Origin of the sequence: Fictibacillus sp. NRS-1165 (assembly GCF_050468105.1) — a bacterium.
Classification (GTDB): Bacteria; Bacillota; Bacilli; order Bacillales; family Fictibacillaceae; genus Fictibacillus_C; species Fictibacillus_C terrinigri.
In genome coordinates this window covers 1-23,669 of sequence record NZ_JBDPNU010000054.1, presented here as the reverse complement: position 1 = coordinate 23,669, position 23,669 = coordinate 1, and the positions used below count along the sequence as shown (strand labels likewise).

21 protein-coding genes and 1 pseudogene are annotated in these 23,669 nt (G+C 44.5%); 9 read left to right on the top strand and 13 right to left on the bottom strand.

The genetic code is table 11. The annotated features are described in order from the left end of the window. Window positions 1–79: 79 nt before the first annotated feature. Window positions 80–3,427 carry a GH36-type glycosyl hydrolase domain-containing protein gene (locus ABHN01_RS21165; RefSeq protein ID WP_429877159.1) on the bottom strand — a complete coding sequence of 1,116 codons (3,348 nt, stop codon included), beginning with the start codon at window positions 3,425–3,427 and terminating at the stop codon, window positions 80–82. Between the two features lie 23 nt (window positions 3,428–3,450). After that, on the bottom strand, window positions 3,451–5,616 hold the full coding sequence (locus ABHN01_RS21160; protein WP_429877158.1) for a glycoside hydrolase family 3 N-terminal domain-containing protein: 2,166 nt from the start codon (window positions 5,614–5,616) through the stop codon (window positions 3,451–3,453). Between the two features lie 424 nt (window positions 5,617–6,040). Between ABHN01_RS21160 and ABHN01_RS21155 the strand changes: the two genes are divergently transcribed. The 3 genes from ABHN01_RS21155 to ABHN01_RS21145 all read left to right on the top strand — a co-directional run bounded on the left by ABHN01_RS21155 (window position 6,041) and on the right by ABHN01_RS21145 (window position 9,154). Beyond that, a complete protein-coding gene (locus tag ABHN01_RS21155; RefSeq protein ID WP_429877157.1) occupies window positions 6,041–7,300 on the top strand; it encodes a sugar ABC transporter substrate-binding protein in 1,260 nt (419 codons plus the stop codon). A gap of 86 nt (window positions 7,301–7,386) precedes the next feature. After that, window positions 7,387–8,271: a carbohydrate ABC transporter permease gene (locus ABHN01_RS21150; RefSeq protein WP_429877156.1), complete on the top strand. Its 885-nt coding sequence runs from the start codon at window positions 7,387–7,389 to the stop codon at window positions 8,269–8,271. A gap of 1 nt (window position 8,272) precedes the next feature. After that, window positions 8,273–9,154, top strand: coding sequence for a carbohydrate ABC transporter permease (locus ABHN01_RS21145; RefSeq protein WP_290400112.1), 882 nt, complete (start codon window positions 8,273–8,275; stop codon window positions 9,152–9,154). A gap of 98 nt (window positions 9,155–9,252) precedes the next feature. Here ABHN01_RS21145 and ABHN01_RS21140 read toward each other — a convergent pair whose 3' ends face one another. After that, on the bottom strand, window positions 9,253–10,596 hold the full coding sequence (locus ABHN01_RS21140) for a glucoamylase family protein (RefSeq protein WP_429877155.1): 1,344 nt from the start codon (window positions 10,594–10,596) through the stop codon (window positions 9,253–9,255). 194 nt (window positions 10,597–10,790) lie between these two features. Here ABHN01_RS21140 and ABHN01_RS21135 point away from each other — a divergent pair, with 194 nt between their 5' ends. After that, on the top strand, window positions 10,791–11,270 hold the full coding sequence (locus tag ABHN01_RS21135; protein WP_429877154.1) for an acyl-CoA thioesterase: 480 nt from the start codon (window positions 10,791–10,793) through the stop codon (window positions 11,268–11,270). 47 nt (window positions 11,271–11,317) lie between these two features. On the opposite strand, the gene ABHN01_RS21130 is transcribed toward ABHN01_RS21135, so the two are convergent. The 3 genes from ABHN01_RS21130 to ABHN01_RS21120 form a co-directional block, all read right to left on the bottom strand. Beyond that, window positions 11,318–11,716, bottom strand: a complete 399-nt coding sequence (locus tag ABHN01_RS21130) for a hypothetical protein (RefSeq protein ID WP_429877153.1) — start codon at window positions 11,714–11,716, stop codon at window positions 11,318–11,320. A gap of 197 nt (window positions 11,717–11,913) precedes the next feature. Continuing rightward, window positions 11,914–12,132 (bottom strand): hypothetical protein, encoded by a 219-nt coding sequence (locus tag ABHN01_RS21125; protein WP_429877152.1) that lies wholly within the window; start codon window positions 12,130–12,132, stop codon window positions 11,914–11,916. 248 nt (window positions 12,133–12,380) lie between these two features. Then, window positions 12,381–12,509, bottom strand: coding sequence for a hypothetical protein (locus tag ABHN01_RS21120; protein WP_429877151.1), 129 nt, complete (start codon window positions 12,507–12,509; stop codon window positions 12,381–12,383). A 182-nt stretch (window positions 12,510–12,691) separates the two neighbouring features. On the opposite strand from ABHN01_RS21120, the gene ABHN01_RS21115 reads away from it, so the two are divergent. Then, window positions 12,692–13,144 carry an SgcJ/EcaC family oxidoreductase gene (locus tag ABHN01_RS21115; protein ID WP_429877150.1) on the top strand — a complete coding sequence of 151 codons (453 nt, stop codon included), beginning with the start codon at window positions 12,692–12,694 and terminating at the stop codon, window positions 13,142–13,144. A gap of 99 nt (window positions 13,145–13,243) precedes the next feature. On the opposite strand, the gene ABHN01_RS21110 is transcribed toward ABHN01_RS21115, so the two are convergent. From ABHN01_RS21110 to ABHN01_RS21080, 7 genes and pseudogenes are all read right to left on the bottom strand, one after another. Further along, window positions 13,244–13,612 (bottom strand): SET domain-containing protein, encoded by a 369-nt coding sequence (locus ABHN01_RS21110; protein WP_429877149.1) that lies wholly within the window; start codon window positions 13,610–13,612, stop codon window positions 13,244–13,246. A gap of 101 nt (window positions 13,613–13,713) precedes the next feature. Beyond that, complete coding sequence (locus ABHN01_RS21105) at window positions 13,714–14,268, bottom strand: competence protein ComK (protein WP_429877148.1); 555 nt, start codon at window positions 14,266–14,268, stop codon at window positions 13,714–13,716. A gap of 309 nt (window positions 14,269–14,577) precedes the next feature. Beyond that, window positions 14,578–14,787: a hypothetical protein gene (locus ABHN01_RS21100; protein WP_429877147.1), complete on the bottom strand. Its 210-nt coding sequence runs from the start codon at window positions 14,785–14,787 to the stop codon at window positions 14,578–14,580. Window positions 14,788–15,044: 257 nt separating this feature from the next. Then, window positions 15,045–16,055, bottom strand: a complete 1,011-nt coding sequence (gene lsrB, locus ABHN01_RS21095) for an autoinducer 2 ABC transporter substrate-binding protein LsrB (protein ID WP_429877177.1) — start codon at window positions 16,053–16,055, stop codon at window positions 15,045–15,047. 57 nt (window positions 16,056–16,112) lie between these two features. After that, window positions 16,113–17,108: an ABC transporter permease gene (locus ABHN01_RS21090; RefSeq protein ID WP_429877176.1), complete on the bottom strand. Its 996-nt coding sequence runs from the start codon at window positions 17,106–17,108 to the stop codon at window positions 16,113–16,115. Window positions 17,109–17,196: 88 nt separating this feature from the next. Next, window positions 17,197–18,132: pseudogene (locus ABHN01_RS21085) on the bottom strand (ABC transporter permease subunit); the annotation flags it as partial. Next, window positions 18,129–19,637 (bottom strand): sugar ABC transporter ATP-binding protein, encoded by a 1,509-nt coding sequence (locus tag ABHN01_RS21080; protein WP_429877146.1) that lies wholly within the window; start codon window positions 19,635–19,637, stop codon window positions 18,129–18,131. The pseudogene ABHN01_RS21085 and the gene ABHN01_RS21080, both read right to left, overlap by 4 nt. A 194-nt stretch (window positions 19,638–19,831) precedes the next feature. Between ABHN01_RS21080 and ABHN01_RS21075 the strand changes: the two genes are divergently transcribed. From ABHN01_RS21075 to lsrF, 4 genes are read left to right on the top strand one after another with little or no spacing between them, the layout of a single operon-like run. Further along, complete coding sequence (locus ABHN01_RS21075) at window positions 19,832–20,794, top strand: sugar-binding transcriptional regulator (protein ID WP_429877145.1); 963 nt, start codon at window positions 19,832–19,834, stop codon at window positions 20,792–20,794. Beyond that, window positions 20,779–22,341: an autoinducer-2 kinase gene (gene lsrK / locus ABHN01_RS21070; protein ID WP_429877144.1), complete on the top strand. Its 1,563-nt coding sequence runs from the start codon at window positions 20,779–20,781 to the stop codon at window positions 22,339–22,341. The genes ABHN01_RS21075 and lsrK overlap by 16 nt, the downstream gene beginning before the upstream one ends. 36 nt (window positions 22,342–22,377) lie before the next feature. Then, the gene (locus tag ABHN01_RS21065) at window positions 22,378–22,740 is read left to right on the top strand and encodes a cupin domain-containing protein (protein ID WP_290400125.1); all 363 of its coding nucleotides are present in this window, start codon (window positions 22,378–22,380) and stop codon (window positions 22,738–22,740) included. A gap of 4 nt (window positions 22,741–22,744) precedes the next feature. Beyond that, a complete protein-coding gene (lsrF, locus tag ABHN01_RS21060) occupies window positions 22,745–23,539 on the top strand; it encodes a 3-hydroxy-5-phosphonooxypentane-2,4-dione thiolase (RefSeq protein WP_290400126.1) in 795 nt (264 codons plus the stop codon). The last annotated feature ends 130 nt before the right edge of the window (window positions 23,540–23,669 follow it).

The window sequence follows — 23,669 nt, the reverse complement described above, 5'->3', positions numbered from 1 at the left end:
CTCCAATCTGTCAATGAAAACGCTATCTTCATTATATAACGTTTTGTCATTATGATGGCAATTTCTGTTAGAGTTACGTCTACAGCCTTACGTCAATTATATTTGTTTCCGCATCCGTTTTTAGGACAGCTTCAAGTTCGCTCAGCGGTATCGTAAAACCGCCTTTACGGTACCGGTTCGACAGGCGGACGGCCGATATCTGTTTACCATTGACGGATACACTGCTCTCCGCATTCCCATTGAGATGATAGCGGAATGAAACCGGCACACCGTTAACGTGGAAATGAAAGACAAGTGCATCCAGTCTTTTCGGAAGAACAGGATCGATTACAAGTGTATTTTCTTCTTTCCGGACCCCTAAACAACTTGAAATGAGCTGGTTCATAAAGATTCCTGGTCCGCTCGAATAAATGCGCCAGCCGCCTTTTACAGGAACTTTTCCTGCACGGAGTTCATTAAAGCGGTCCTGTGCTTCATAGCGCGTGTTAAATTTACCGTCCGAACTGCTGAAGTACGCGTTGCTTTGTCTTCGTTCTGCGTTCGGCACTACGCTTTGAATCCCGATCGGGTTGATGAGAGACAGCCCATCCCATGCTTCTTCAGTTTTCCCGAGCTTGGCCATTGCCTCTACAAAGCGAATATGAGCATGAACATATTGAAGTCCCACTTCTCTTCCGAAGTTGGCTGCCTGTTCTGCACGTTTAAAATGAGTGCTTACACCTCCTGCATAATGGGCAGGGCGGTTCATGAGCCTTACACCATCCGGGCAGAACATGTGCTGTTTGATCAGTTCATAATGTTCCTCTGCTTTCTCCGGACTTAAAAGCTCACTGATCATACTGCGTGTCATAGGCAGAAGCCGATACTCGATGCCCGTCTTCCTATCCGTTGGGTGCAGCATCAGTTCTTCTTTTCCCGGCTCTTCCATGTATATGAAGCCAGGAATAACACCCGCTGAAAGAATGTATTGATTAAAATCAGACTCAATTCCTTTGGCCAGGGCCTTCAGCTCGTCCGCTTGCACTGGATCAAAATCTTCAAGCTGTTTGGAAAACTGCTTTATTACCTGGTAGGTTAATGATACAGTCCAACTGCTGACCATATATTGCTTGAGCTGTTGATTCGCTGGCTGGAGGGTATCATCCCAATCTCCATCTCCATAAGACGAGAGATGAGTACCATGCAAAAAATTGTTCTTAATATACTCAATCTGTTTTTTTACGTGGGCAAAAAGAGATTGTTTTTCGCTGGTGAATTCGCCGCTATTTTTAGTGTAAGGGATGAGATCCTCAAGCACGCTGTAATCATTTGTCGCTTTTAAATAATCACTGAGCGTCTTCAATGGCCAAACGATAATATCCCCGTGGCTCTCCTGCTGCTGTATTTTGTAATAACGGTCAAACATAAACCACTGCGGCCAATTGCCTGTGCTTTCGTACTGGTGGGAGTAGACAGTCTTAATGATTTCACGGATAGCATCATAATTTTGCGTTGCTGTAAAATATTCTGCCGGCCCCTGGCAAACGTCCCTCGTTCCCCACGCGGCGCCCCCATACTGTTCCAATCCGTGCGGAACAGAATAATGAACGAGCATGTTATGTGTATACCACCATGAGATCGCGTTTACCTTCTGCAGTTCTTCGTTGGACGCTCCATGGCGGCTTACATGAAAGCCGTTGTTCACCTTTCGATAGAATTCCCGGAATCGCTTTATTTCTCTTTCTGGATCTTTCTCAATAAACAGGGACTTTTCTCCAAAAAGCTGCCCCTGAACAGATAGCGACCAATGACTGGCTTCCTCCAGTTCAATCACGGCGAGTGAACCCGAACCCGGTTCAAAGCTGTCTCCAAAAATCCGCTCGTCTCTTAACTTCATCCCAGTACCTGTTATCTTCATGTCATAACGAAGCTTGGGATAAGCGGCTGCGCTATCAGATGATTTATCGGCAATGAACGAGAGAACGTTTCCATTTGTCTCCATATGATACGGAACATCATATTCATTGTTGTTCATGGAGATCTGATTCGTTACGAGAAAACGGTAACGCTTCCCGCTCAACGAATGGACGTCCATGTGAATTTCAGGACAATCCACTGTGGTGTAACTAGTAATTCTCAGTGTATCATCAGCGGTTTTATAGAACCAGCGGGCATAATTAAATCCAATCTCGTAGGCCGAAGGCATCGTGAGTAAACGGTATTGCCCATCCATCTCCACATAGATGCGCTGCCCAGAGGTTTTCATCACATTCAGAGGATTCCTCGTGTTCGTGATCATTTTATTAAACGAGGTATTCCCTTTAACGATGTGAGAGTTGAAGACTCCATACATGTAGGAGGTGGACGTGATCACTTCTTCCGTTATTCCTACATTGTTTCCGGACACAATAATATGTCCGTGCGGCCGCTCTACAATCCGCTCTTTCGCCTTCAGCACCACATGCTCATAGGTCCCGGTAAAAAAGGAGAGCAGTTCATCACCATCATATTCTTCCATCAGGCGTTCAGGATACAGATGTTGAACTTCCTTTTCTGTATAAGAGAGAGACGAAAGCGGATCCCCTAACAGGGACGATCGCTTCACTTTGCCTAAAGTTGTAAATTCTTCTTGCTTTAGATTCTTAATCCCTTCCCATGCCATTTGAATTTCCTGTTGATAGTCTAGCTCTGCAACGGCCTCTGTATGATTTTCTTTATACAGCCCGTAAAAAACAAACTGTTCTTTTCCCGAAAGTGATACCTTGGACGACTGAAGGGCAATAAATCCAAATTCATATTGATAGATTAAATTTGCCAGTTCGTCTTTTTTCAAGATTTCTGGTTCATCATTGTCTTTATAGGAAAGACCGAAGAACTGAAATCCGTCCGTGGAAAAACCGGTGCTTTTCGTTAAAGAACCTTGCTGCAGATAAGGAAAGCCTACAGAGTTTGGCTGGTTTTGCCGCGAACATACAACATATCCTTTTTCTTCGTCTTCAAAAACCGAGTGATCTACATATTGAGAGACGAATGCCTCGTTTGTCCTCACAGCCCCTTGATCAGCAAGACCGATATCCTGTGCATAGATAATATCAATCGTCACACCGTTTCCTGCCGTTTCTACCTCCCAGAACCATATCCCTTGATCGGTCGGAGAAAAAGTAACCTTGTAATCTATTTCGGCGATCGCTCCTTCCCAAACTACTTGAGAGTCCGTATGGCTGATTTTGCTTCCCGAACGGCTGCCAAGCAACGGGTAAAATTGAATGCCTCCCTCACTGTGAATCCGGAGATACAGGTTATTCAGCGACCCATCAATAGGATTGGACTGCACTTGATTAATCATGATCCCTTGATGAACGGCTTCAAACAGATCTCCGCTATTTAAAAATGTAAATCGGTAGTTTCCAGTCTGTATTTCAAATGTGGAAGTTGTCTTGGTGGTCATGGATTCCCCTCAAATCTATCGGATTATTTTACTAACTCAAATGTGGCTTCCTTTACGTTGACACTGTCTGGACCCACGAAAACGGTAAAAGTCCCTGGATCGCTTGTAAACGTTAAATCGGAATGATAATATCTCAACTGATCTTCTTTAATGGAAAAAATGATCTTCTTTGTCTCCCCCGGAGCAAGTACTGCTTTTTCGAATGCTTTCAGCTCCTTCAACGGACGGACAACATCTCCTGCCATGTCCCTCACATAAAGCTGAACCGTCTCTTCTCCTTGCCGCTCTCCTGTGTTCGTGACCAGAACGGAAATCTTTATTGATTCCCCCGCCTTTAAGACAGGACTTGATAATACCGGTTCTCCATAATGGAATGTTGTGTAGCTTAAACCAAATCCGAACGGGTAAAGCGCCTCGTTCGGCACATCAAGGTACTGAGATACGTATCGTACTTGTGCATCTGGAGCTCCTTGAGGTCTTCCTGTATTGAAGCAATTATAATAAACCGGCACCTGTCCGACGGAATGCGGAAATGACATCGTCAGTTTTCCTGAAGGATTGACATCGCCTAAAAGAAGGTCGGCAACGGCATGCCCGCCTTCTGTTCCAGGGAACCAGGCTTCAATGATAGCGTCTGACTGCTCGGCAACATCACGAAGATCGAGAGGACGGCCGTTAAACAATACAGTAACAATGGGTTTCCCGATCCTTCTTATTGCAGCGAGCAATTCGCGCTGAACCTCAGGCAGCCTGATGTCGCTCCGGCTGCCAGCTTCCCCGCTCATATCCGACTTCTCACCAAGTGCAAGAACAAGAACGTCCGCATGAGCCGCTATGTCGAGTGCCTCCTGCAGTTCCTCGTGTGTTCCGGTCTCAACGCCACAGCCTTTTGCAACGGATAACTTGTCTGATGTCAGCCTGCCCTTTAGGCCGTCATACAGTTGAACCGCTACTTCTCTTGAACCCTTCCACGACCATGGTCCAAGAATATCCCCGCTTTGTGCAAAAGGGCCGATAAGTGCAACCTTCTTGCCGGATTGAAGGGGCAGAACATTGTTATTTTTTAAAAGAACACAAGACTTGGCTGCAAGCTTTTTCGCCACCGCTCTGTGCGGCTCACTCATAATTACTTCGTGCTCTCCATGTTCATCTGTTCCGCGATGTGGATTTTCAAACAGTCCCAGTTTTTTCTTTAATGCGAGAATGCGGAGGACAGCTTCATCGAGAAGTTCTTCTGATACCTCATTGTTTACAATAAGCTCCTTTAAATGATTGACATAGCATACGGTCATCATTTCAATATCCACGCCGGCAGCAAACGCCTTAGCCGCTGCCTCCCTTTCATCCGCAGCCACCCCATGAGGGATCAGTTCTTTCACCGCACCCCAGTCTGAAATCAAGATGCCGTCGAAACCCCATTCCGTTCTCAATAGTTCACGCATCAGCTTTTTATTTCCGGAGGCCGGAATACCCTCCACTGTGTTGAAAGCAGTCATAACCATCTCACAGCCCTCGTCTAACGCCGCTTTATAAGCCGGCAAGTACATTTCCCTCAGCTGACGCTCAGACATGTCCACCGTATTGTAGTCACGACCTCCTTCTGCCGCTCCATATGCAGCAAAATGCTTTACACAAGCAGCCACCCTGTTGGTGTCAGAGGTTAAGTCTTTTCCTTGAAAACCGCGTACGAAGGCTCTTGCAAATTCACTGTTTAAGTAAGGATCTTCGCCGGTAGATTCCATTACTCTCCCCCACCGAGGGTCACGTACAAGGTCCACCATTGGAGCAAACGTGACATGAACACCTGAAACAGAGGCTTCATAGGCGGCAATCTCCGCACTTCTTTCTGCCAGTTTCAAATCCCATGAGCAGCCAATAGCGAGCGGCACGGGAAAAATGGTCTTAAACCCGTGAACGATATCAGCCATGATCAACAGAGGAATGCCTAGCCGGTTTGATTTCAGATGTGCTTCCTGTATTGCCCGTACTTCTTTCGCACCGGATGCCCCAAGAACCGATCCGCAGTTTCTGACCGTATCCTTTGTCACGCCCATTTCTGCCATCGGTCCAGTAATCTCCCCCTGTTCGTTTGATCCTTCAAAAAAAGGGGTAGCCAACTGCATGAGCTGGGCCACCTTCTCATCAAGTGTCATTTCCTTTAAAAGAGAATGCAGCGTCTGGTCTTGCATTTCAACTCCTCCAATCGGTTCAAATAAACGTGCTAGTTTAATGGTTTCATAGCAATTACGTAGAAACGTTTCGATTTATATTCAAGGAGCATTATAAAGGGTGCCAGAACTCATCGTCAATGTGGGGATTGAAACGTTTCACTTGTTGATTTTCCTGAATCCCTTGATGCTGAAGGGATCACCAGGCATCAATAGTTAGAAAATTTATTTTTTTATAAAAAGTTTTTGAAAATTGTGTTGTAAACGATTACACTATGAATTATAATAGCCCTGTCGAAACGTTTCAATAAAAATTGCAAATTCGAATAACACTATATTTTTTTTACAAAAAATAGAAACGTTTCACCAAAAGGTATGGTTTACTGGTAGAGAAGTCAAATGAGGAAAGACAAAAAAAATTGATCCATGTACAGGGGGAACGAATATGAAAAACTGGTTACCTAAACTTAACAAAAAACTAGTTGTAGGATCGTTGGCAGGAGCTTTGCTCGTATCAGGGGCACTCACAGGCTGTTCATCCGGTTCATCCAGCGGCGGTAAGACGGTGATCAACGTATGGGGTATGGGAGAAGAAGCCAAATCCCTTCCGAAGATCGCAGAAGCATTCGAAAAAGAAAACCCGAAAATTGATGTAAAGGTCCAGGCTATTCCTTGGGAAACGGCTCACGACAAATTGCTTACAGCTGTTGCTGCAAAAAAAGGTCCGGATGTTTTGCAAATGGGGACCACATGGATTCCTGAATTCGGCTCTGCAAAAGCCCTGATGGATTTAAAGCCCTATGTCAAAAAGTATCCTGAACTTGATCCATCCAATTATTACGAAGGTTCTATTGAAACGACCAAATATAAAAACCAAACAGTCGGTGTTCCTTGGTATATTGATACCCGTGTCCTCTTCTACCGAACGGATCTATTAAAGAAGGCCGGCTTCAGTGAAGCTCCAAAAACGTGGGAAGAGCTCAGTGCTGCTGCTAAAAAGCTGTCAGAGCGGGGCAAGAATAAGTATGGCATCAGCCTTGATGTGAAAGAACAGAGCTTAGGCTTTATGTTCGCCCGGCAAAACGGGGCACAATTGATCGATGCCCAAGGGAAACCACATTTTAACGATCCGAAGTTCGTTGAAGCCGTCGATTACTTAAACAGCTTCTTTAAAAACGGTTCTGCGCCAAAAGATGCAGGGATTGATATCGTGCAAGGATTTCGTGGAGATGGGATTCTGCCGATGTTCATCAGCGGGCCTTGGATGGTTAAGCTTATAAATGATCAAGCTCCGGATTTGAAAGGGAAATGGGCAACGGCCGTTCTTCCTAAAAAGGAGAACAATCTATCCGCACTCGGCGGCTCTAACCTTTCTGTCTTCCAATATACAAAACATAAAGATGCTTCTCTGAAGTTCTTGGCATTTATGAACAAGCCTGAAACCCAGCTGAAGTGGATGAAAATGACGAACTCCCTTCCTTCTGCCAAAAAAGCATGGGAAGACCCTTCATTAAAAGAAAACAAATTTTACACCACCTTTGGCGAGCAAATGAAGGGTTCTAAGCCAATGCCGGTTATCAAGCAATGGGAGCCGATCGCGCAAGAATACTTAAGCAGCTTCGAAAAAATTTATCGCGGGCAGACCACACCGAAAAAAGAAATGAACGTGTTCAATAAAAAAGCAGAAGATCTATTAAGTAAATAAAGGAAAACTATGATAACTAGCAGAGCATTCTGCTAGTTATCCCTTTACTATTTAAATTAGATTGCTTGCGCAGAAAGGAGCGAAACATGAAAGCCATTAACACTAAAACACCTTACCTCTTTATCGCACCGGCTCTCCTTCTTTTAGGCCTCTTCTCACTGTTTCCAATCGTCGTTGCATTAGTCATCAGTTTTACGGATATCAGCCTGGAAGGTTTGGGCGACTGGTCGATGATTCACTTCGTTGGCTTGGATAATTACGCTCAAGTATTTAAAGATCCGATCTTTATGAAGTCCTTATTTAATACTATTTTTTATGTCGTCATCGGCGTTCCTTTGGTTATTGTGTGCTCCCTTGCCATTGCCTTGTTGATTAACTTCGGCAAGTCACGGATATTCCGGGCATTCCGGGTAATCTTTTATATGCCATCCATTACCAACGTCGTCGCAGTAGCCGTCGTATGGAGCTACCTTTACAATCCGCAGCTTGGACTCTTTAATTATGTTTTGAACTGGCTTCACCTTCCTTCCGTTCCATGGCTCACTGATCCGACGATGTCGAAAGTTTCGCTGATTGCCCTCGCGGTCTGGAGAGGGATCGGTGTAAACATGATCATCTTTTTAGCTGCGCTCCAAGGGATACCAAAAACGTATTATGAAGCGGCGCAGCTTGACGGAGCAACCAATTGGAAACAGCTGACGAAGATTACATTGCCGCTCCTGCGCTATGCGATCTTTTTCGTTTCCATCACCACCATGATCGGCTGGCTCCAATTTTTTGAAGAGCCACTCGTCATGACAAAAGGCGGCCCACTGGACAGTACTACTTCCGTCGCTCTGTTTATTTACAAAAATGGCTTCCAGCTCAGTAACTTCGGATATGCCGCTGCCGGTTCGTTTGTTTTATTTATCGCAATCATCATTATCACTCTGCTTCAATTCCGTTTGCAGAAAAAGGAGGTGGATTATTAAGATGGGGAACTTAGAGATGAATTCGATAAAAGCTAAACCCAAAGTAAACGCGTCCGTCAAAGCACGAAAAACGGCAAGCCTGCAGCAATGGACCACGGGCATCATATTAGCTCTTGGTGGTTTTCTCGTCTCTATTCCATTTATTTGGATGATTCTATCCGCGTTCAAACCAGAAATGGAGGTCATGCAGATCCCACCTACGTTCATCCCCAATGAATTTACGCTGGAAAATTTTACGAACCTGTTTGAAAACATGAACTTTACGGTATATTTGCGCAACACAATCATAGTGGTGCTCTGTTCATTTGTCGGCTTATTTCTTAACGCCATGGCTGGGTATGCGTTTGCGAAATACCAGTTCAAAGGACGGGAAAAATTGTTTTACCTTGTTCTCGCTACGATGATGATCCCAGGGCAAGTTACGATGATTCCAGTGTACTTGATCTTGAACCAGCTTCATCTGACCAATACAATGGCAGGGATTGTTTTACCGGGGCTAGTTGGCGCTTTCAGCATTTTTTTGTTCCGACAGTTCATGTCTACCATTCCTGACGAACTACTTGAAGCCGCACGTTTAGACGGAGCGAGTGAATTTCGGGTATTCGCCCAGATCATCCTTCCAATCTCAAAGCCTATCCTTGCTGTTCAGGGCATCCTGACGTTCATCGCAGGCTGGAACAGCTTCCTCTGGCCGTTGATTATCGCCAATGATGAGAAACTGTATACCCTTTCCGTCGGTCTCTCACTGTTGAAGGGACAATACGGAGGGAACTTCGCCCTGCAGATGGCGGGCTCTACTTTTATGGTCGTGCCGATTGTGATCATTTTCATGCTGTTCCAGAAGCACATTATTGAGGGTTATACCATTTCCGGGATGAAGTAGACCATGCACGCAGACTTTTCATCGTCTGTGTGTTTTTTGTTGCTCTATAAAAAAAGAACGGTATTCCCACCAAGGGAATCCGTTCATCATTCATTGAATCATTGGATAGAAAACTTTTCGTTTCTCAGCAAGTCTACCGGTTTTTTCGCAATAGGATCGTGATGGAAGTAATTGCGGATGACATCTTTCTTCACATGGTTCGCAATCGATACGATAATCATCCCCTGATCCAGTGCAAGGTAAGCTTTGGTCACTTCCCCGCTCTTTACATTGACGGAATCAAAGAATCCATATTTCCCGTAAGCGTGCAATTTTCTCAACTCATCAAGATTTTTATGGACGGCTGCAGGCGCATAGTCGAGTGCAAGAAATGAAGCATGAGCCGTTACCGTTCCATCATCTTTATATCCTGAAGTCCCAAGCGGTGTTGCCGCGAATTCACTATATCCTTCAGGAGTGGCAGCAGGAGAGAATCCCCACGCCGGATAACCCTTCTCCTTGGCGAAAGCCATTTGCATATGAACGTGCCGTGCGTTATTTAGCCCGAGAGCATCTTTGCCGTATTTTTTCTCGTTCAGCACGAGGCCTGGCATAAGTCCCTCAAACATGCTTCCTCCCCAACTCGGTACATACTTCACACTATTATACTCATAGTGACCTTCAAAAACAGAGACACCGTCATATACTTCTGTTGGGCCCATTGGAATTTGTGACTGCCAATCCCATTCCGGAGGCAATGTTCTGAACATTTTCCACCAGTGCTCTTTCGGTACATCTCCTTTTCCAATCGCGATATAGCTGCCCAGCCTTGGCTCGGTATAGAACATTCCATAATGGTGGTCTGTCAGTTTACCGGTTACGACGTCATAACCGCCGCGGAACTGTCCGACTTCCGGATCGTAAAGTGTGGTGTAATTCATGGCGTTCACGAGCTTGCTCGTTAGCGGATAAAGCTCATTGTACGCTTGGCCAGCCGTCATCAATCCTGCCGTCAGCCAGCCATTATCTACCTGTGAAATAAATTGGCCCCAATCGGTTTTAAGAGAACCGTCCGTGTTGTACCAATTGTAAAATAATCCGTTCCACTTCTTTAAACCATCCAGTGTATGCAGGGTGGTCCGGATTCGCTGAACGGCTTCCTTTCGCGTAATAAACCCCAATTCCTGTGCTGAGATGGTACTTAAGAGATACATGGAAATATTGGTTGGTGAGGTATGCTTGGCTTCTTCTGCTTTACCGTCTGGAAACCGCATCGCATCACTCGTTAACCCTGTTTTTGGATCGGTATAATCCACAAAATAAGAGTAAGAACTTTTTGCGATCGCTTTCAAATCATTTTTGAATGCAGCCTGGTTAAGGGTAGACGCCTGTGCCGGTGCGGATATGCACACTGTAAAAAGAACGCAAATTACTGCCATCATTAATTTCATCAGCCCGTTCATTTTTTCTCCCTTCAATAATTTTATCGAAACGTTTCACCAACATTTTACCATCCCGCATTTTTAAGGTAAACCCGTTTTCTGAATCTTTCGTCTGTTTAGACAAAAACAGGTCCTTTGGCGCCTGACAAAGGTTCTACTGATAAGCGAATGAAAGGCTTGGACCATGTACAGGCCGAAATTGGCAACTTCATGTGATGAGAAAGTACAATAGAGCTGAAAAGCAATTACGGTTGGAAAGGACAGACACTAAGTACATAGCCACTGCAGAAATTCAGCTGACTTATGCTGACACTGATATGATGGGCATCATCTACCATGGAAATTATGTTAAGTTTCTTGAACTGGGACGTTCTGCACTCATTGCAGAGGCTGGTTTTAATTATCTTGAAATGGAACAGCTCGGTTACTATGCCCCTGTGTATAACCTGGAGATTACGTATAAAAAACCCATTCGTTTTGGAGAAAGAGTATTCGTAAAGACTTGGATAGAAGAAAATAAACGTTCTAGAACCGTTTATGGATTTGAAATTGTAAAAGGAATCGAGAACGTAGAAACATGTGCCATAGGGACAACCACCCATATCGTAGTTCACGGAAAAAACTTCAGACCCGTTCCCTTCAATAAAGCGTTTCCTGAATGGTTTCAAAAATACGAAGAAATCAAAAAGCGATAAGACTAAAAATGTAACGGAAGGCCTTATAGGGCCTTCCGTTTTTCTTCTTATTTGAGCTGCCACCATCGTTTTTTGGAAGCTTCAACAAGCTGTGCAATCGCCTCTTTTGCTTCAGAGATCTGTTCCTTAATCGAAACCAGTTCTTCCTTAAGCTCACTGTTTTGATGAGTGAGCTCTTGGAGCTGACGTGAAAGCCACTCCATCTCACTGTTTTGCTGATCATCATCTGTGAGAGAATCGGCGGCTTGAGCAAATCCCAAATTTCCAAGCAGTCCATCCTCTTTTAATAAGTTTGCCGCCATCATCATCATGCCGTTAAGGTCAATGGTATCATCATCCTTGGCCAGAATACTTCCAGCCAAATTCATAATGCCATTAACATCCAATGCTTCGGTGCTGCTAACCTCTTCACTCTCTTGTTCTTGAATGTCTTTTTTTTCAGTCATGCCGTTCGCTCCCCCTGTTTGCATCTTAGGCAAATATCCATAAACATCGTATGCACCACAGAGGAAATTTGTTAAAAAAATATCAATACTCTTGGATGGTGCCCACCTGTTGTAAGAAAGGAGATGGAGTTTGTACCATGCTGTATACCAAATCCATAAGCTCAGGAACGAAATGAACATCGCCTCGCTCCCACTGTTCATTCCATACTATCAGATTTTCCCGAATGTATTGAATTTGTTCCTGTTTTTCTTCGTGCAGCAAACTCAATGACATGTAATAGGACATTAATATGATTGACTGACAACAGATCGGTCCTGTAGCATTCCTTAATGGCATCGTCTGCCGCGTCTTTGAGGATGTGAGCAACGTCTGTTGGATCGGGCTTATTGGGTTCAAATGTTAGGATGTGTTTCATGCTGATCCCTCAGCGTCTGAATTTTTTGAGGATTTCTCCTATGCGCCATATGTTAGACGTTAATAAAGTCAGTCCTGCTATTTCTTTTCTTATTTTTTCAAAGTTTTCCGATTGCTTTATGGCATTTAAAAGAAAATCATAGGGAAATGCGGCAGTATTTTTTTTAACGTACAGAATTGCAAATAAAAATCTCCGGACGCATGAGCTCCGGAGATTTTTAACATAAGGGGATCTAGTTTCTATGCTGATTAAGCACCAATGGCTTTAATCGCATCCCGGATAATTGCTTGCTGCTCTGGCGTACCGAGAAGTACCGCTACGAGCAATGCAACCAAAAGGAGTAATGCAAGCACGATGGCGACTAGATTAATAGACATTCCCTCAGCTCCTTTAAAAAAAGGATATAAGGGGACCCTTATGAAACTAGTATATGCCCTTTCTAGTAAACCTTTTTGTGCAGCTGTCCCTATCAGCTAAAAAGAGGTTGTCCGGCTTGACGAATTTCACAGTTAGGGCGAAGCTATAAGTATACTTATAGTTGTTGTTGGAGGGATTAATTATGGGTAAACCATCGCTTGAAGACGTCATTCAGCTATACCGGGAATTGATCGAAGCGTGGAACAAACGAAACAGCGTCGGTATGTCGGAGCTCTTTTTAGACGGCGGGGAGATGATAGGCTACGACGGCAGCCAGATCAACGGCAAGAAAGAGATTTTTTCTCACCTTGAACCGATCTTCGCGAACCACCCCACCGCAGCTTATGTCTACAAAGTGAAAAGCATCAAGCTGTTAAGCAATGAGACGGCTCTTTTACGGGCGATCGCAGGAATGGTGCCGGACGGGAAAGACGAGCTGAATCCTGCCCTCAATGCTCACCAGACCCTCCTTGCCCTTAAAACAAATGGAACGTGGAGAATAGAACTCTTTCAAAATACACCTGCCCAATTCCATGGCCGTCCGGATCTTGTTCAGCGAATGACGGATGAATTGAGGAAGCAGCTATTTGAATGAGCCGGCTTAAAACCCGCAGATGTGTCCTTGTTCCGATTGAACCGTCAGATTTTATAACCGAAACAAGGAGTACCATTCAAGAAGGGTACTCCTTTTACTTTATATGGGCTTAAACCAAAGCTCCCTGTCATCCTCAGGGTCTCCATTGTAATTAACAAGGATTTCTTCGCCTTCCCGAATGTCTTTATAAGCATAAAAATCAATGATTAATTCTTTCTTTTTGAGTTTATACCTGGCGTTTGGCGTATAAGAATGGTTAAACAGCGATCCGTATCCAAGCGCTATCGCGTAACCATCATTCCAGTTAAAGACATAATCCGCCAATACCGTTTTTATCATATATTTGCACTCTTCCTTCGGGCTTGCTATAACGGGAGCACGATGAATCAGCTCTCCTTTTTTTATGTTCCGGGTGGCGAAAATTCCCCGGCCAAACCTTGATTTCCTCACTTCAAACAATGTAAACAAAACCTTTCCTTCATTGATTGTTTTGTTCATTATATTCAAAGCGAAAAAGCCCGGTACGGGACAAAACAAAAAGGGCTGGATATATAAGATGGCTTTTTTATTCAGGAGGGACGGCGAAAAATCTTGAACGGTTCCAGCTCGGAATCAGCAGGAAAGAGCGGAGTGAACTTGGGATCATTTTGCATTAACTCAGAAACGGTTACACATTTGAATCCCCTTTTCTTCAGCTCAGGCAGCACGATATTTAATGCATCTATGGTCTGCCTTCGATTACCGCCTGAATCATGCAGCAGGATGATATCTCCATTATGGACATTCGATAGTATATGGTTCGAAATGTAGCCGGCTCCCGGATTACTCCAGTCTTTTGGATCCTGATGCCACGACCAGAGAATGATTTTATACCCTTTTTTACTGGAATAGTTAATAATTCTTTTATTCAGTGTTCCGCCTGGTGGCCGAAACAGCTTCACTTCCGTATGCTGAACCTTTTGTATCATCTGTTCCGTTTTCGGCTTCCCGCACACACACAGTGTTCTGTCCCTTTCAAGAACCTTCGTATGTACTTTGCCGTACTCATCGTAGAAAGGCAGTAATGCCATGGTGTCTGTATTGATCTCATACTGTTTTTTTGAAACCATCACCTCATTTGTCATTAACCGCTTACCCCTCTCAATTTGAAAGATCCCCAGCCCCCTGGGTTAATCTAAAACGGCATCCTATCTCACTCACATTCCTCCTTTCTGTGAACGAACAGGGTTCACAACTTAATTATACCAAAAATTCCGAAATTTTCTACAGTATTTTACAAAATCATCCTTTTATCTGTGATAAAAGACTCATTTCGACACAAAAAAAGTGTCTGTTTCAATTTTTTCAGAATAAATTCCTTCACTTCCAGTCCTTAATCTTGCTGAAACAATGCAGCATATCCCGGCCTCCTCCTTTTTATATGCCTTTATCCGTTATTTCTGTTCCATGGTCTCCGCTTTTTTTATTCGGTCCCACTGCTTTCTCGCATCTTCTTTTAACTTTTGGTTCGTACTGCTGTTCAGATCCTGAGCTGTTGCTCTCACCAATCGCTTTCCCTGAAAGTCCATAAATTGAATGATAATTTCATTAGTAACCGCCATCCTTTCCTTATACATAAAATGATAGCGAATGTGCTCATCCAAATTTACCACCCCTAATGATCGAACATTTGTTCCCATTATAAAATGACACTCTGCCCTTTACAATGTATTTTTAATTTATAGTACAATTTCTACATATTGGATATAAATGGTATAATTACAATTCATATGACCGTCCTCTTCTCATTAATTCAAAAACAGGAGGGTGATCTGATGAAAAAGTTTTCATATTGCGGCCTAATAAAACAGGGAGACTCAGAACCGAGTCTCCCTCTTTCATTGGCTGGCAAACAGAAGCACTAAAAATTATATTGATCAATATTGTCTTTTGTAAAAATCACACGTTCAGGCAACAGGATGATGCCGCTGTCTTTAGCGGTATAATCGTACCCCTGAACGGTATTCGGCTCAATTTTTACTTTCCCGATTCCAGGTACATCAAACGAGTCGCCAACTTTTAGATTTTTTCCTTTGACCGTCATCAGATAGGAAACGTAGGCAGCGAGTGCTCCCTGCTGTTTGACATCCCATAAGCCAAATTGTTTTACCGTACCTCGTTTAACAAAATCCCGCATGACATTTGGTGTTGAGAATCCCGTTACCGTTACCTTTCCGGATTTTTTCAGATTTTCAGCGGCTTGTGCCATGGCCGGCAGAGCCGTCGCATCCGGACAGATGACCGCATCTACATCAGGATAGGTTTTCAAGATCCCTTCACCCACGGATAATGATTTTTGGGCATTATTCTCACCATACTGGGTGGTAACTATTTTCCATCCTGGATATTTTTTTGCGATGATGTCTTTTGCTTCCTTGACCCATTGATTTTGATCCGTAACCGTCGGGCTGGAATAGAAAAAAGCTACTTTGCCTTTATCTCCGATCTGAGAAGCCGTCATATCAATGAGAAGCTGCCCAAGCTGCTGAGGAGTACCCTGGTTAATATAGAACGAACGGTCCTTTGGATTCACATCTGAATCCCAGGTCAGCACTTTAACTCCTTTTTGCCTAGCACGCTTCAATGTTTGAGAGAGGCCGTCAACAGAGGTGGAAGATACCATGATCGCATCATACCCCTGGTTCACAAAACTGTTAATGTACTTGACTTGCCCGGAAACTGTAGCTTCTGAGGGGCCGTCATATTTCAGTTTAACACCGAGTTTGTCAGCCATTTCCTTTGCCCCTTCACCACCAGAAGTGAAGAACCCCACTCCAGTCAGCTTTGGTATGAACGCAAGCTTCACATCCTTGGCCTCCTTGGCCTTTTGTTTGGTGTCACCGCTGCTGCAGGCTGCCATCAAAGAGATCATTAGTGCAAAAATAAGGAACAAGGATAAGGCACTTCTTCTTTTCATCTCATTTCCCCCTTAGTACGTAAGATCAGAAGAATTCGATTTCCTTTGCCTAAACCATTGCATGACTTTCTGAAATGAACTTTGCCTTGCCATGACTGACAAGATGAGCATCGCTCCAATGACAATACTCGCCTGTTCACTCGTCAGACCGATCGCTTGAAGGCCATACTGCATAAAACCGATGACAATACTGGCCAGCACTGTACCTGCGATCGATCCTCTGCCGCCGATAATGCTCGTTCCTCCCAGAACCACTGCAGTAATAACAGGCAATACAGCTTCAGAACCTAGATCTGCACGTGCTGAACTGAAGTAAGATGTGAGCAGTATGCCGCTTAAACCACCTCCCAATCCGGATAAGATATACGTGCTTAGCGATATCCATTTGATGCGCAAGCCGCTATATAAGGCAGCCTTGCTGTTAATACCGACAAGATAGACACTTCTTCCATATTTCATAAAGTGGAGCAAAGTACAAAAAACAGCAGTCATAACGATCAAGAACCAAACCGGGTTAGGAACTCCGAGGAAGCTTCCATTGCCAAGCTGCACGAACGCATCCGGAAACCCGCTGATTCCTTCATAGCCGGATGCCTTGGATCCCCCGGAAATAACAAGTGCTAATCCAGAAAAAAGAAACATACTCCCTAATGTCACCACAAGCGGCTGTACTCTGCTGTACAAAATGATCAGGCCATTGAACAAGCCGGCAGCCAGCCCGCAGAAGATCGCAATGATTACAGCCAGCCAAACATTCACTCCATGTGACCAAGAGACTCCCAGAATGATTGAGCAAAGACCCATGATCGAACCGATGGAAACATCAATTCCTCCTGAGATAATGACAAGTGTCATGGGAATAGCCGCTATGCTGATAAACATAAAATCGTTCATACTGAACAGAAGGTTATTCACATGAAGAAATCCCGGACTAATCCATCCAAAAATGGCAATTTCAACAATGAATAGAAGCAGCAGAAAGAACTCCCATCTATAGAACCACTTTATCTTCATATCCGTCCTCTCCTGACTTCGGTAGTTTAGAACGGTTCATATCTTCCTGTTCCTGCTTTTTCTTTTTTCCGTTTCCTTTCAGCCAAAGCTGAAACCGGCTGTCACCTGTCACGATTAAAAGAAGAAGAAATCCCGATATGGCATTATTCCAGTAAGCCGGAACCTTTAAAAAGACTAAAGAATGATTGATCACCTCAAGAAAGATGGCTCCCAGCGCTGCACCAAATAAAGAACCCTGGCCTCCTGACAGACTTACACCGCCAAGAACGGCTGCAGCAATGACCTGTAATTCAATTCCTGAACCTGTTTGATTCGGTACAAAACCGATATTCATGACAAACAGACAAGCAGCAATCGAGGCCGACAGACCCGAAAAAGTAAAGGCAAGCACTGTAATAAAGCGGACAGGAAGCCCGATCAGCCTTGCTCCTGCCTCATTATCTCCTACAGCATAAAAGTAACGGCCCACCGAAAATCTTGAGAGAAAGATAAAGGCCAATACAGCCGCAATCACCCCGATCCAAACTGGAAGCTGGATGCCTAGAAAAGCGGCCGCCGACAGTTCTTTAAAATAGTGCGGGATGTCCTCGATCCATTTTCCCTCTGTATAAAACAGCATATATCCCCTTACAATCCCGAGAGTCCCCAGTGTCATTATGATAGATGGGATGCGAAAGAAAGAAACACCCAATCCATTGGCCGCCCCAATGCATGAACCGATAACCAATGCTGCACCTACAGCAAGATATCCTGACACCCCATGAGAAAGCAACATTCCGCAGACAGCTGCAGAAAGACCCATTGTTGATCCGACGGATACGTCAATATTCGCTGTTAATAAAACAAAGGATTGCCCAACCGCTAAAACGAGCAGGATCATGCTGGATTTTAAAATCAAACCGAGAGAATCCCCGCTTGTGAATGCAGGATTAACGATCCCAATACAGCCCACAAATAAAAAAATGAACAAAAGGATAGACGCCTCTCTAATTTGCAACAGCCTCGAAAGAACCTTCATGGAGCAGTTACCTCCTCTTCTACACCGAAGGAAGCACTCGTGATTTGATCAAGTGTAATGGCATCGTTCTCCAGTTTTTTGACGAGCTTTCCTTCGTGCATAACCCAAACATGGTCACTCAAGGCCATTATTTCTTCAGGATCAGAGGAAATAAGTACGATGCTGATTCCTTTTTTCTTCAGCTCTGAAATTAATTCATAGATATCCATCCGTGCACTCGCATCGATCCCTCTAGTAGGCTCATCAAACAGAATGACTTTTGGATCGGCAGCGAGAAATTTCCCTAACACAATTTTTTGCTGATTTCCTCCTGATAAAGACTCGGCAGACTGGCAGCTATTTAACGCCCTGATACTAAGCTGTCTGAGGTACTGTTCCGCTATCTTTTGTTCTTGCTTAAACGGAAGGAACCATCCTTTCCCTTTATGCAGTATGGCTGAGGTTAAATTCCCTTTTAGCGAAGCAATCGAAAATACGCCATGCGCACTCCGATCTTCCGGTATATAAACGAGGCCTCTGTCGATTCGCTCTCTGACAGATAAAGTGGATATATCTTCCCCGTCGAGAAAAACTTCTCCTGAAACACACTGTGATATGCCAAAAATCGCTTCGGCGAGTTCAGTCCTCCCTGCCCCGACAATTCCGGCAATCCCTGCCACTTCACCCCTGAACACATTGAACGACACAGACCGAAACCGCTTTCCAAAAAGGGTTTTAACAGTTAAAATTGGAGTTTTGTCCTCTGTCTTTTCCTCCTGTTTACAATAATCTACTGACATTGTTGAACCAAACGTTTTCCCTTCTGGCATCAGGTTCTGAATCAGCTTTTCATAGGAAAAATGAGAAACGGGGCCTGAAGCACTGATCACTCCGTCGCGCAAAACGGAAATATGATGAGCAAGCTCAAAGATTTCCGAAAAGCGGTGTGTAATATATACAATTCCTTTTCCGCTATGTGCCAGCTGTTTGACGATTTTAAAAAGGCTCGAAATTTCATGGTGGGTTAGTGTCGAGGTTGGCTCATCCAAGATCAGCAACTCAGCATCACGCATTAGCCCCCTCAGTAATTCCACCAGCTGCTGCTCGGCAATGGACAGGCTGGAAGCCAAACGAGAAAGATCCAAATTCCATCCTAGTGTAGAATTTAGTTCTCTCATCTTTTGTTTCAACACTTTCTTCGTCTGTTTGAGGCCAATCGAAATGTTTTCCTCCACGGTCATATTCGGAAAGATTAATGGCTCTTGCGGAACGAGGTAAACACCTTTCTTATGTGCCTCTCCAGGAGAGTTAAACTGCACCGGCTCCCCTTTCATAAACAATTGCCCGGAGTCTGCCCGATAAAGCCCCGTAATAATTTTCATTAACGTAGATTTACCTGCTCCATTGCCTCCTATCAAAGCATGAATTTGGCCGGATAATACATTCATGTCCACGCCTTTTAACACGAGATTCTCAGAAAATTGCTTTTTGATCTCCGACATTTGTAACAGGGATTCCTTACCCATTGAATTCACCTGCCTTCCAATCAAACAATTTTTATACCCTTTAGTTTTTGTTCGAAAAGAAAAGTTGTATTTGTAGCATTTTATCTTACTGAATGATTCCTTAGAACCAATTTTCCATGCATTGAAGGCGGTCATAATCATTTTTGGCAGAACATATGTTGAAGCAACGGTCATATGTGGAAAGGATGGAACACATGAAAAGATCCACTTATGAGGAGAACTTGGTTGTAAAAGTTGCTTGGCACTACTATAAAAACAACCTGACACAAAATGAAATTGCGGATCTGCTCGATCTTTCCCGAAACAAGATCGTCCGTATGCTGGAAAAAGCCCGGTCTGACGGAATTGTCCAATTTCATATTCGGGGAAGTGAAACCAACTGTTTGAGTACCGAAAGAGAGTTTATCACAACTTTCGGGCTCTCCGATGCCTTCATCATTCCAACTCCAGCATCCAGCTTATCAGACTCCTTGGCAAAAGCTGCTGCTCAATACCTTGAGAGTATATTGACTTCCGAACAGCTTCTCGGGATTGGGTGGGGGGAAGCCGTTACACGGACACTGCAGCACCTGACACTTGATCCCGCTGCCAATGTATCCATTGTTACGCTGACTGGAGGAGTGAACTATTATTTTCAAAAGAAAAATTACTCTCTTGATGGGTGGCTGAGCAAGTTTCAAGGCCGATTCCACATCATTCCTGCACCGTTTCTTGCCTCGTCACAACAAATGGCATCAAGTATTCTTTCCGAGCCTTCTGTGGGCGACATCCTCGAGCTCGCCGATGTATCCTCTGTCATACTCGTCGGAATTGGCGGATTGTCACCCGATGCCACCATTATTAAAGAGGAAAAAATGACCTTAAAAGAAATGACCACGATCAAAAAACAGAATGGAGTCGGCGATATCCTCGGCCAATTTTATAATGCAGCCGGTGAGCTTCTTACCCTCCCACACCACGATCGGTTGATTGGAATACCTATCTCTAAGCTAAAAGGATTGAAAAATGTAATCGGAGTCGCAGGAGGACAGACGAAGATCGATGCCATTTACGGAGCTTTGAAAGGGGGATACGTTCAAACGCTGATCACCGATGAAGAAAGTGCGATTCGATTAATGAAGAAGGAGGCGACAAAAAAAGAATGGATGCCATCCTAGCACTAGATGCTGGAACAGGAAGTATTCGTGCAGTTGTATTCGATACGAAAGGCAAACAACTGGCAATGTCACAGCAGGAATGGGATCATCCAGCAGATCCGCGCTTTCCCGGCTCCATGAACTTTGATGTAACCGAGAACTGGAGAGTAACGGCCGAATGCATCCGGGCGGCCATACAGGAATCCGGGATATCACCTTCATGCATCAAAGCAATCAGTGCAACAAGCATGCGGGAAGGTTTTGTTCTGTATAACAAGGAAGGTAAAGAGATTTGGGCGTGTGCCAATGTGGACTCTCGAGCTTCAGAAGAAGTTTCAGACTTAAAACAGCTGCGTCCGTTTCTTGAAGAGGACCTGTACAGCCTTTCCGGCCAAACCTTTGCGCTGGGAGCATTGCCTCGTCTTTTATGGATCAAAAAAAATCAGCCTGAGATCTATAAGGAAACAGCTACTATCACGATGCTGAACGATTGGCTCCTTTATAAACTTTGTGGAAAATTGCAAGCCGATCCTTCCAACGGCTGCACAACCGGCATTTTTAATATAAAAAAACGGTGTTGGGATGAGCAGATTACCAGGGAATGCCAAATAAAAGGCAATCTTTTTCCTCCTGTCCATGAAGCGGGGACTTTACTTGGCCACGTTACACCAGGAACAGCAAAGATCACCGGATTGACTGAAGGTACAGCAGTATTTTCAGGAGGTGGTGATGCTCAACTTGCCTCCGTCGGTGTCGGACTAGTGAAGGAAGGGCAGACCCTTGTTTCAGGAGGAAGTTTCTGGCAGCAAGAAGTCAATGTGGCTCTGCCTGTCCCCCATCCTGAGCAGCGTATACGAATCAATTGTCATGTATTGTCACACCTATGGCAGTATGAAACCATTGTCTTCTTCCCAGGCCTCGTCATGCGCTGGTTTCGGGACGCCTTTTGTACAGAAGAAAAGAAACTTGCAAAAGAGCTAGGCAGAGATCCCTATGAATTGCTGGAAGAACAGGCAGCCGAAGTTCCGGTCGGTTCTTATGGCATCACGCCTATTTTCTCGGATGTAATGAATTTTATTTCCTGGCGGCATGCCTCTCCTTCTTTTACGAATCTTTCCCTCGATCCAGAACGGTGCGGCAAAAAAGAGTTATTCCGGGCGATTGAAGAAAATGCAGCCCTTGTGACACTGGGAAATTTAAAAATGATACAGGGACACACCGGTTACTATCCTGATGAAGTCATTTTTGCCGGAGGCGCCTCTAAAGGCAAGCTATGGTGCCAAATTCTTTCCGACGTACTCGGAATCAGGGTGAAGGTTCCGCTTGTGAAAGAAGCGGCTGCCCTCGGAACAGCGATCGTTGCTGGCTATGGAGCGGGCATCTACTCTACTATTGAAAAAGCAGCCCTTGAGATCGTCCAATGGGAGAACATCTATGAATCGAATAAAGAAAATCATGCTCTCTATGCGGAGATTTTTGAGAAATGGCAGGCCATCTACAAGGAACATCTGTCACTCTCTGACCGGGGACTGACCAAACATATGTGGAAAGCACCTGGTTCTGTTTGACAGCTCATAAATGCAGATGAAAAAGGGGTGGGTGTTTTGCAGAAAGTGAATGAGTCAGAAAACGATTTTCGCTTTGGAGATCACGGTCCTAAATATTTAACGAAAGGGCCTAACGTAGACCTGGGCGTCGTTGTCCTGAAGCCCGGCCAGGATTTCCCGAACCACTATCATACAACGTGTGAAGAAATTTTTTATGTACTAGAGGGATCTATTGATTTTTATATTGACGGCGTCCGGTTTCCAGCTAAGCCCGGCGATATGCTTCAAGTCCGGCCAAACGAAGCACACTACCTCATCAATCAATCGAGTGAAAACTTTAAAGCGGTTTTCATTAAATCACCGCATATACAAGACAAAGATTCTGTTGTTGTCGACAATCCAGATCTTGAGAAGGAGTGATCCTATGAGTTGGGGATTAAAAAACCGAATGAATCAAATACTGCCTGAAGGAAAAGCAGTTATGCTTGCCATTGATCACGGCTATTTTCTCGGTCCTATTCACGGACTCGAGAAACCGGGAGAAACGGTAAAAGAGCTCCTCCCCTATACAGATTCCTTATTTGCGACAAGAGGAGCCCTTTCTGCCTGCATACCTGAAACCTGTGAAAAACCAGTGTTATTAAGGGTATCAGGAGGTCCCAGCGTCGTAGGCAAGGATTTGGCAAATGAACATATCGTCACTCCAATGAAAGAAGCTATCCGTCATAATGTCGTTGGAGTGGGTGTTTCTATTTTTGTGGGCTCAGACTATGAAACTCAAACGGTTTCAAACTTGGCCGCTGCTGTCACCGACGCTCACGACTACGGCATACCTGTCCTTGCCATTACTGCCGTTGCAAAGGAGCTGCAAAAACGCGAAGCACGCTTCCTGGCCCTTGCCTCCCGAATTGGAGCAGAAATGGGAGCTGATATTATCAAAACCTATTATTGCGATAACTTTGAAAAAGTAACGAGCACGTGCCCCGTGCCAGTCGTCATCGCTGGCGGGCCCAAGCTGGCGACTATGAAGGACGCCTTGGATCTGACCTATAATGCGATGCAGGAAGGAGCTGCTGGTGTTGATATGGGCAGGAACATCTGGCAGTCAGAGCACCCGGGCGCCATGATTCAGGCAATCCATCAGATCGTCCGCAAGAACGCGAGTGTAAAAGAAGCCTTGGAAGTTTACGAGAATGCGGCGAATGTAAAACTGAAATAAGCGAAAAAGCACCGGGCTGGTATACTGCACCCCAAAAGTTAGAGTAAAAACTTAACTTTTGGGGTGTTTGTTTATGGCTAAATATAGTGAACAATTTAAGTTGATGGTAGTAAAGGAATATCAGGCAGGG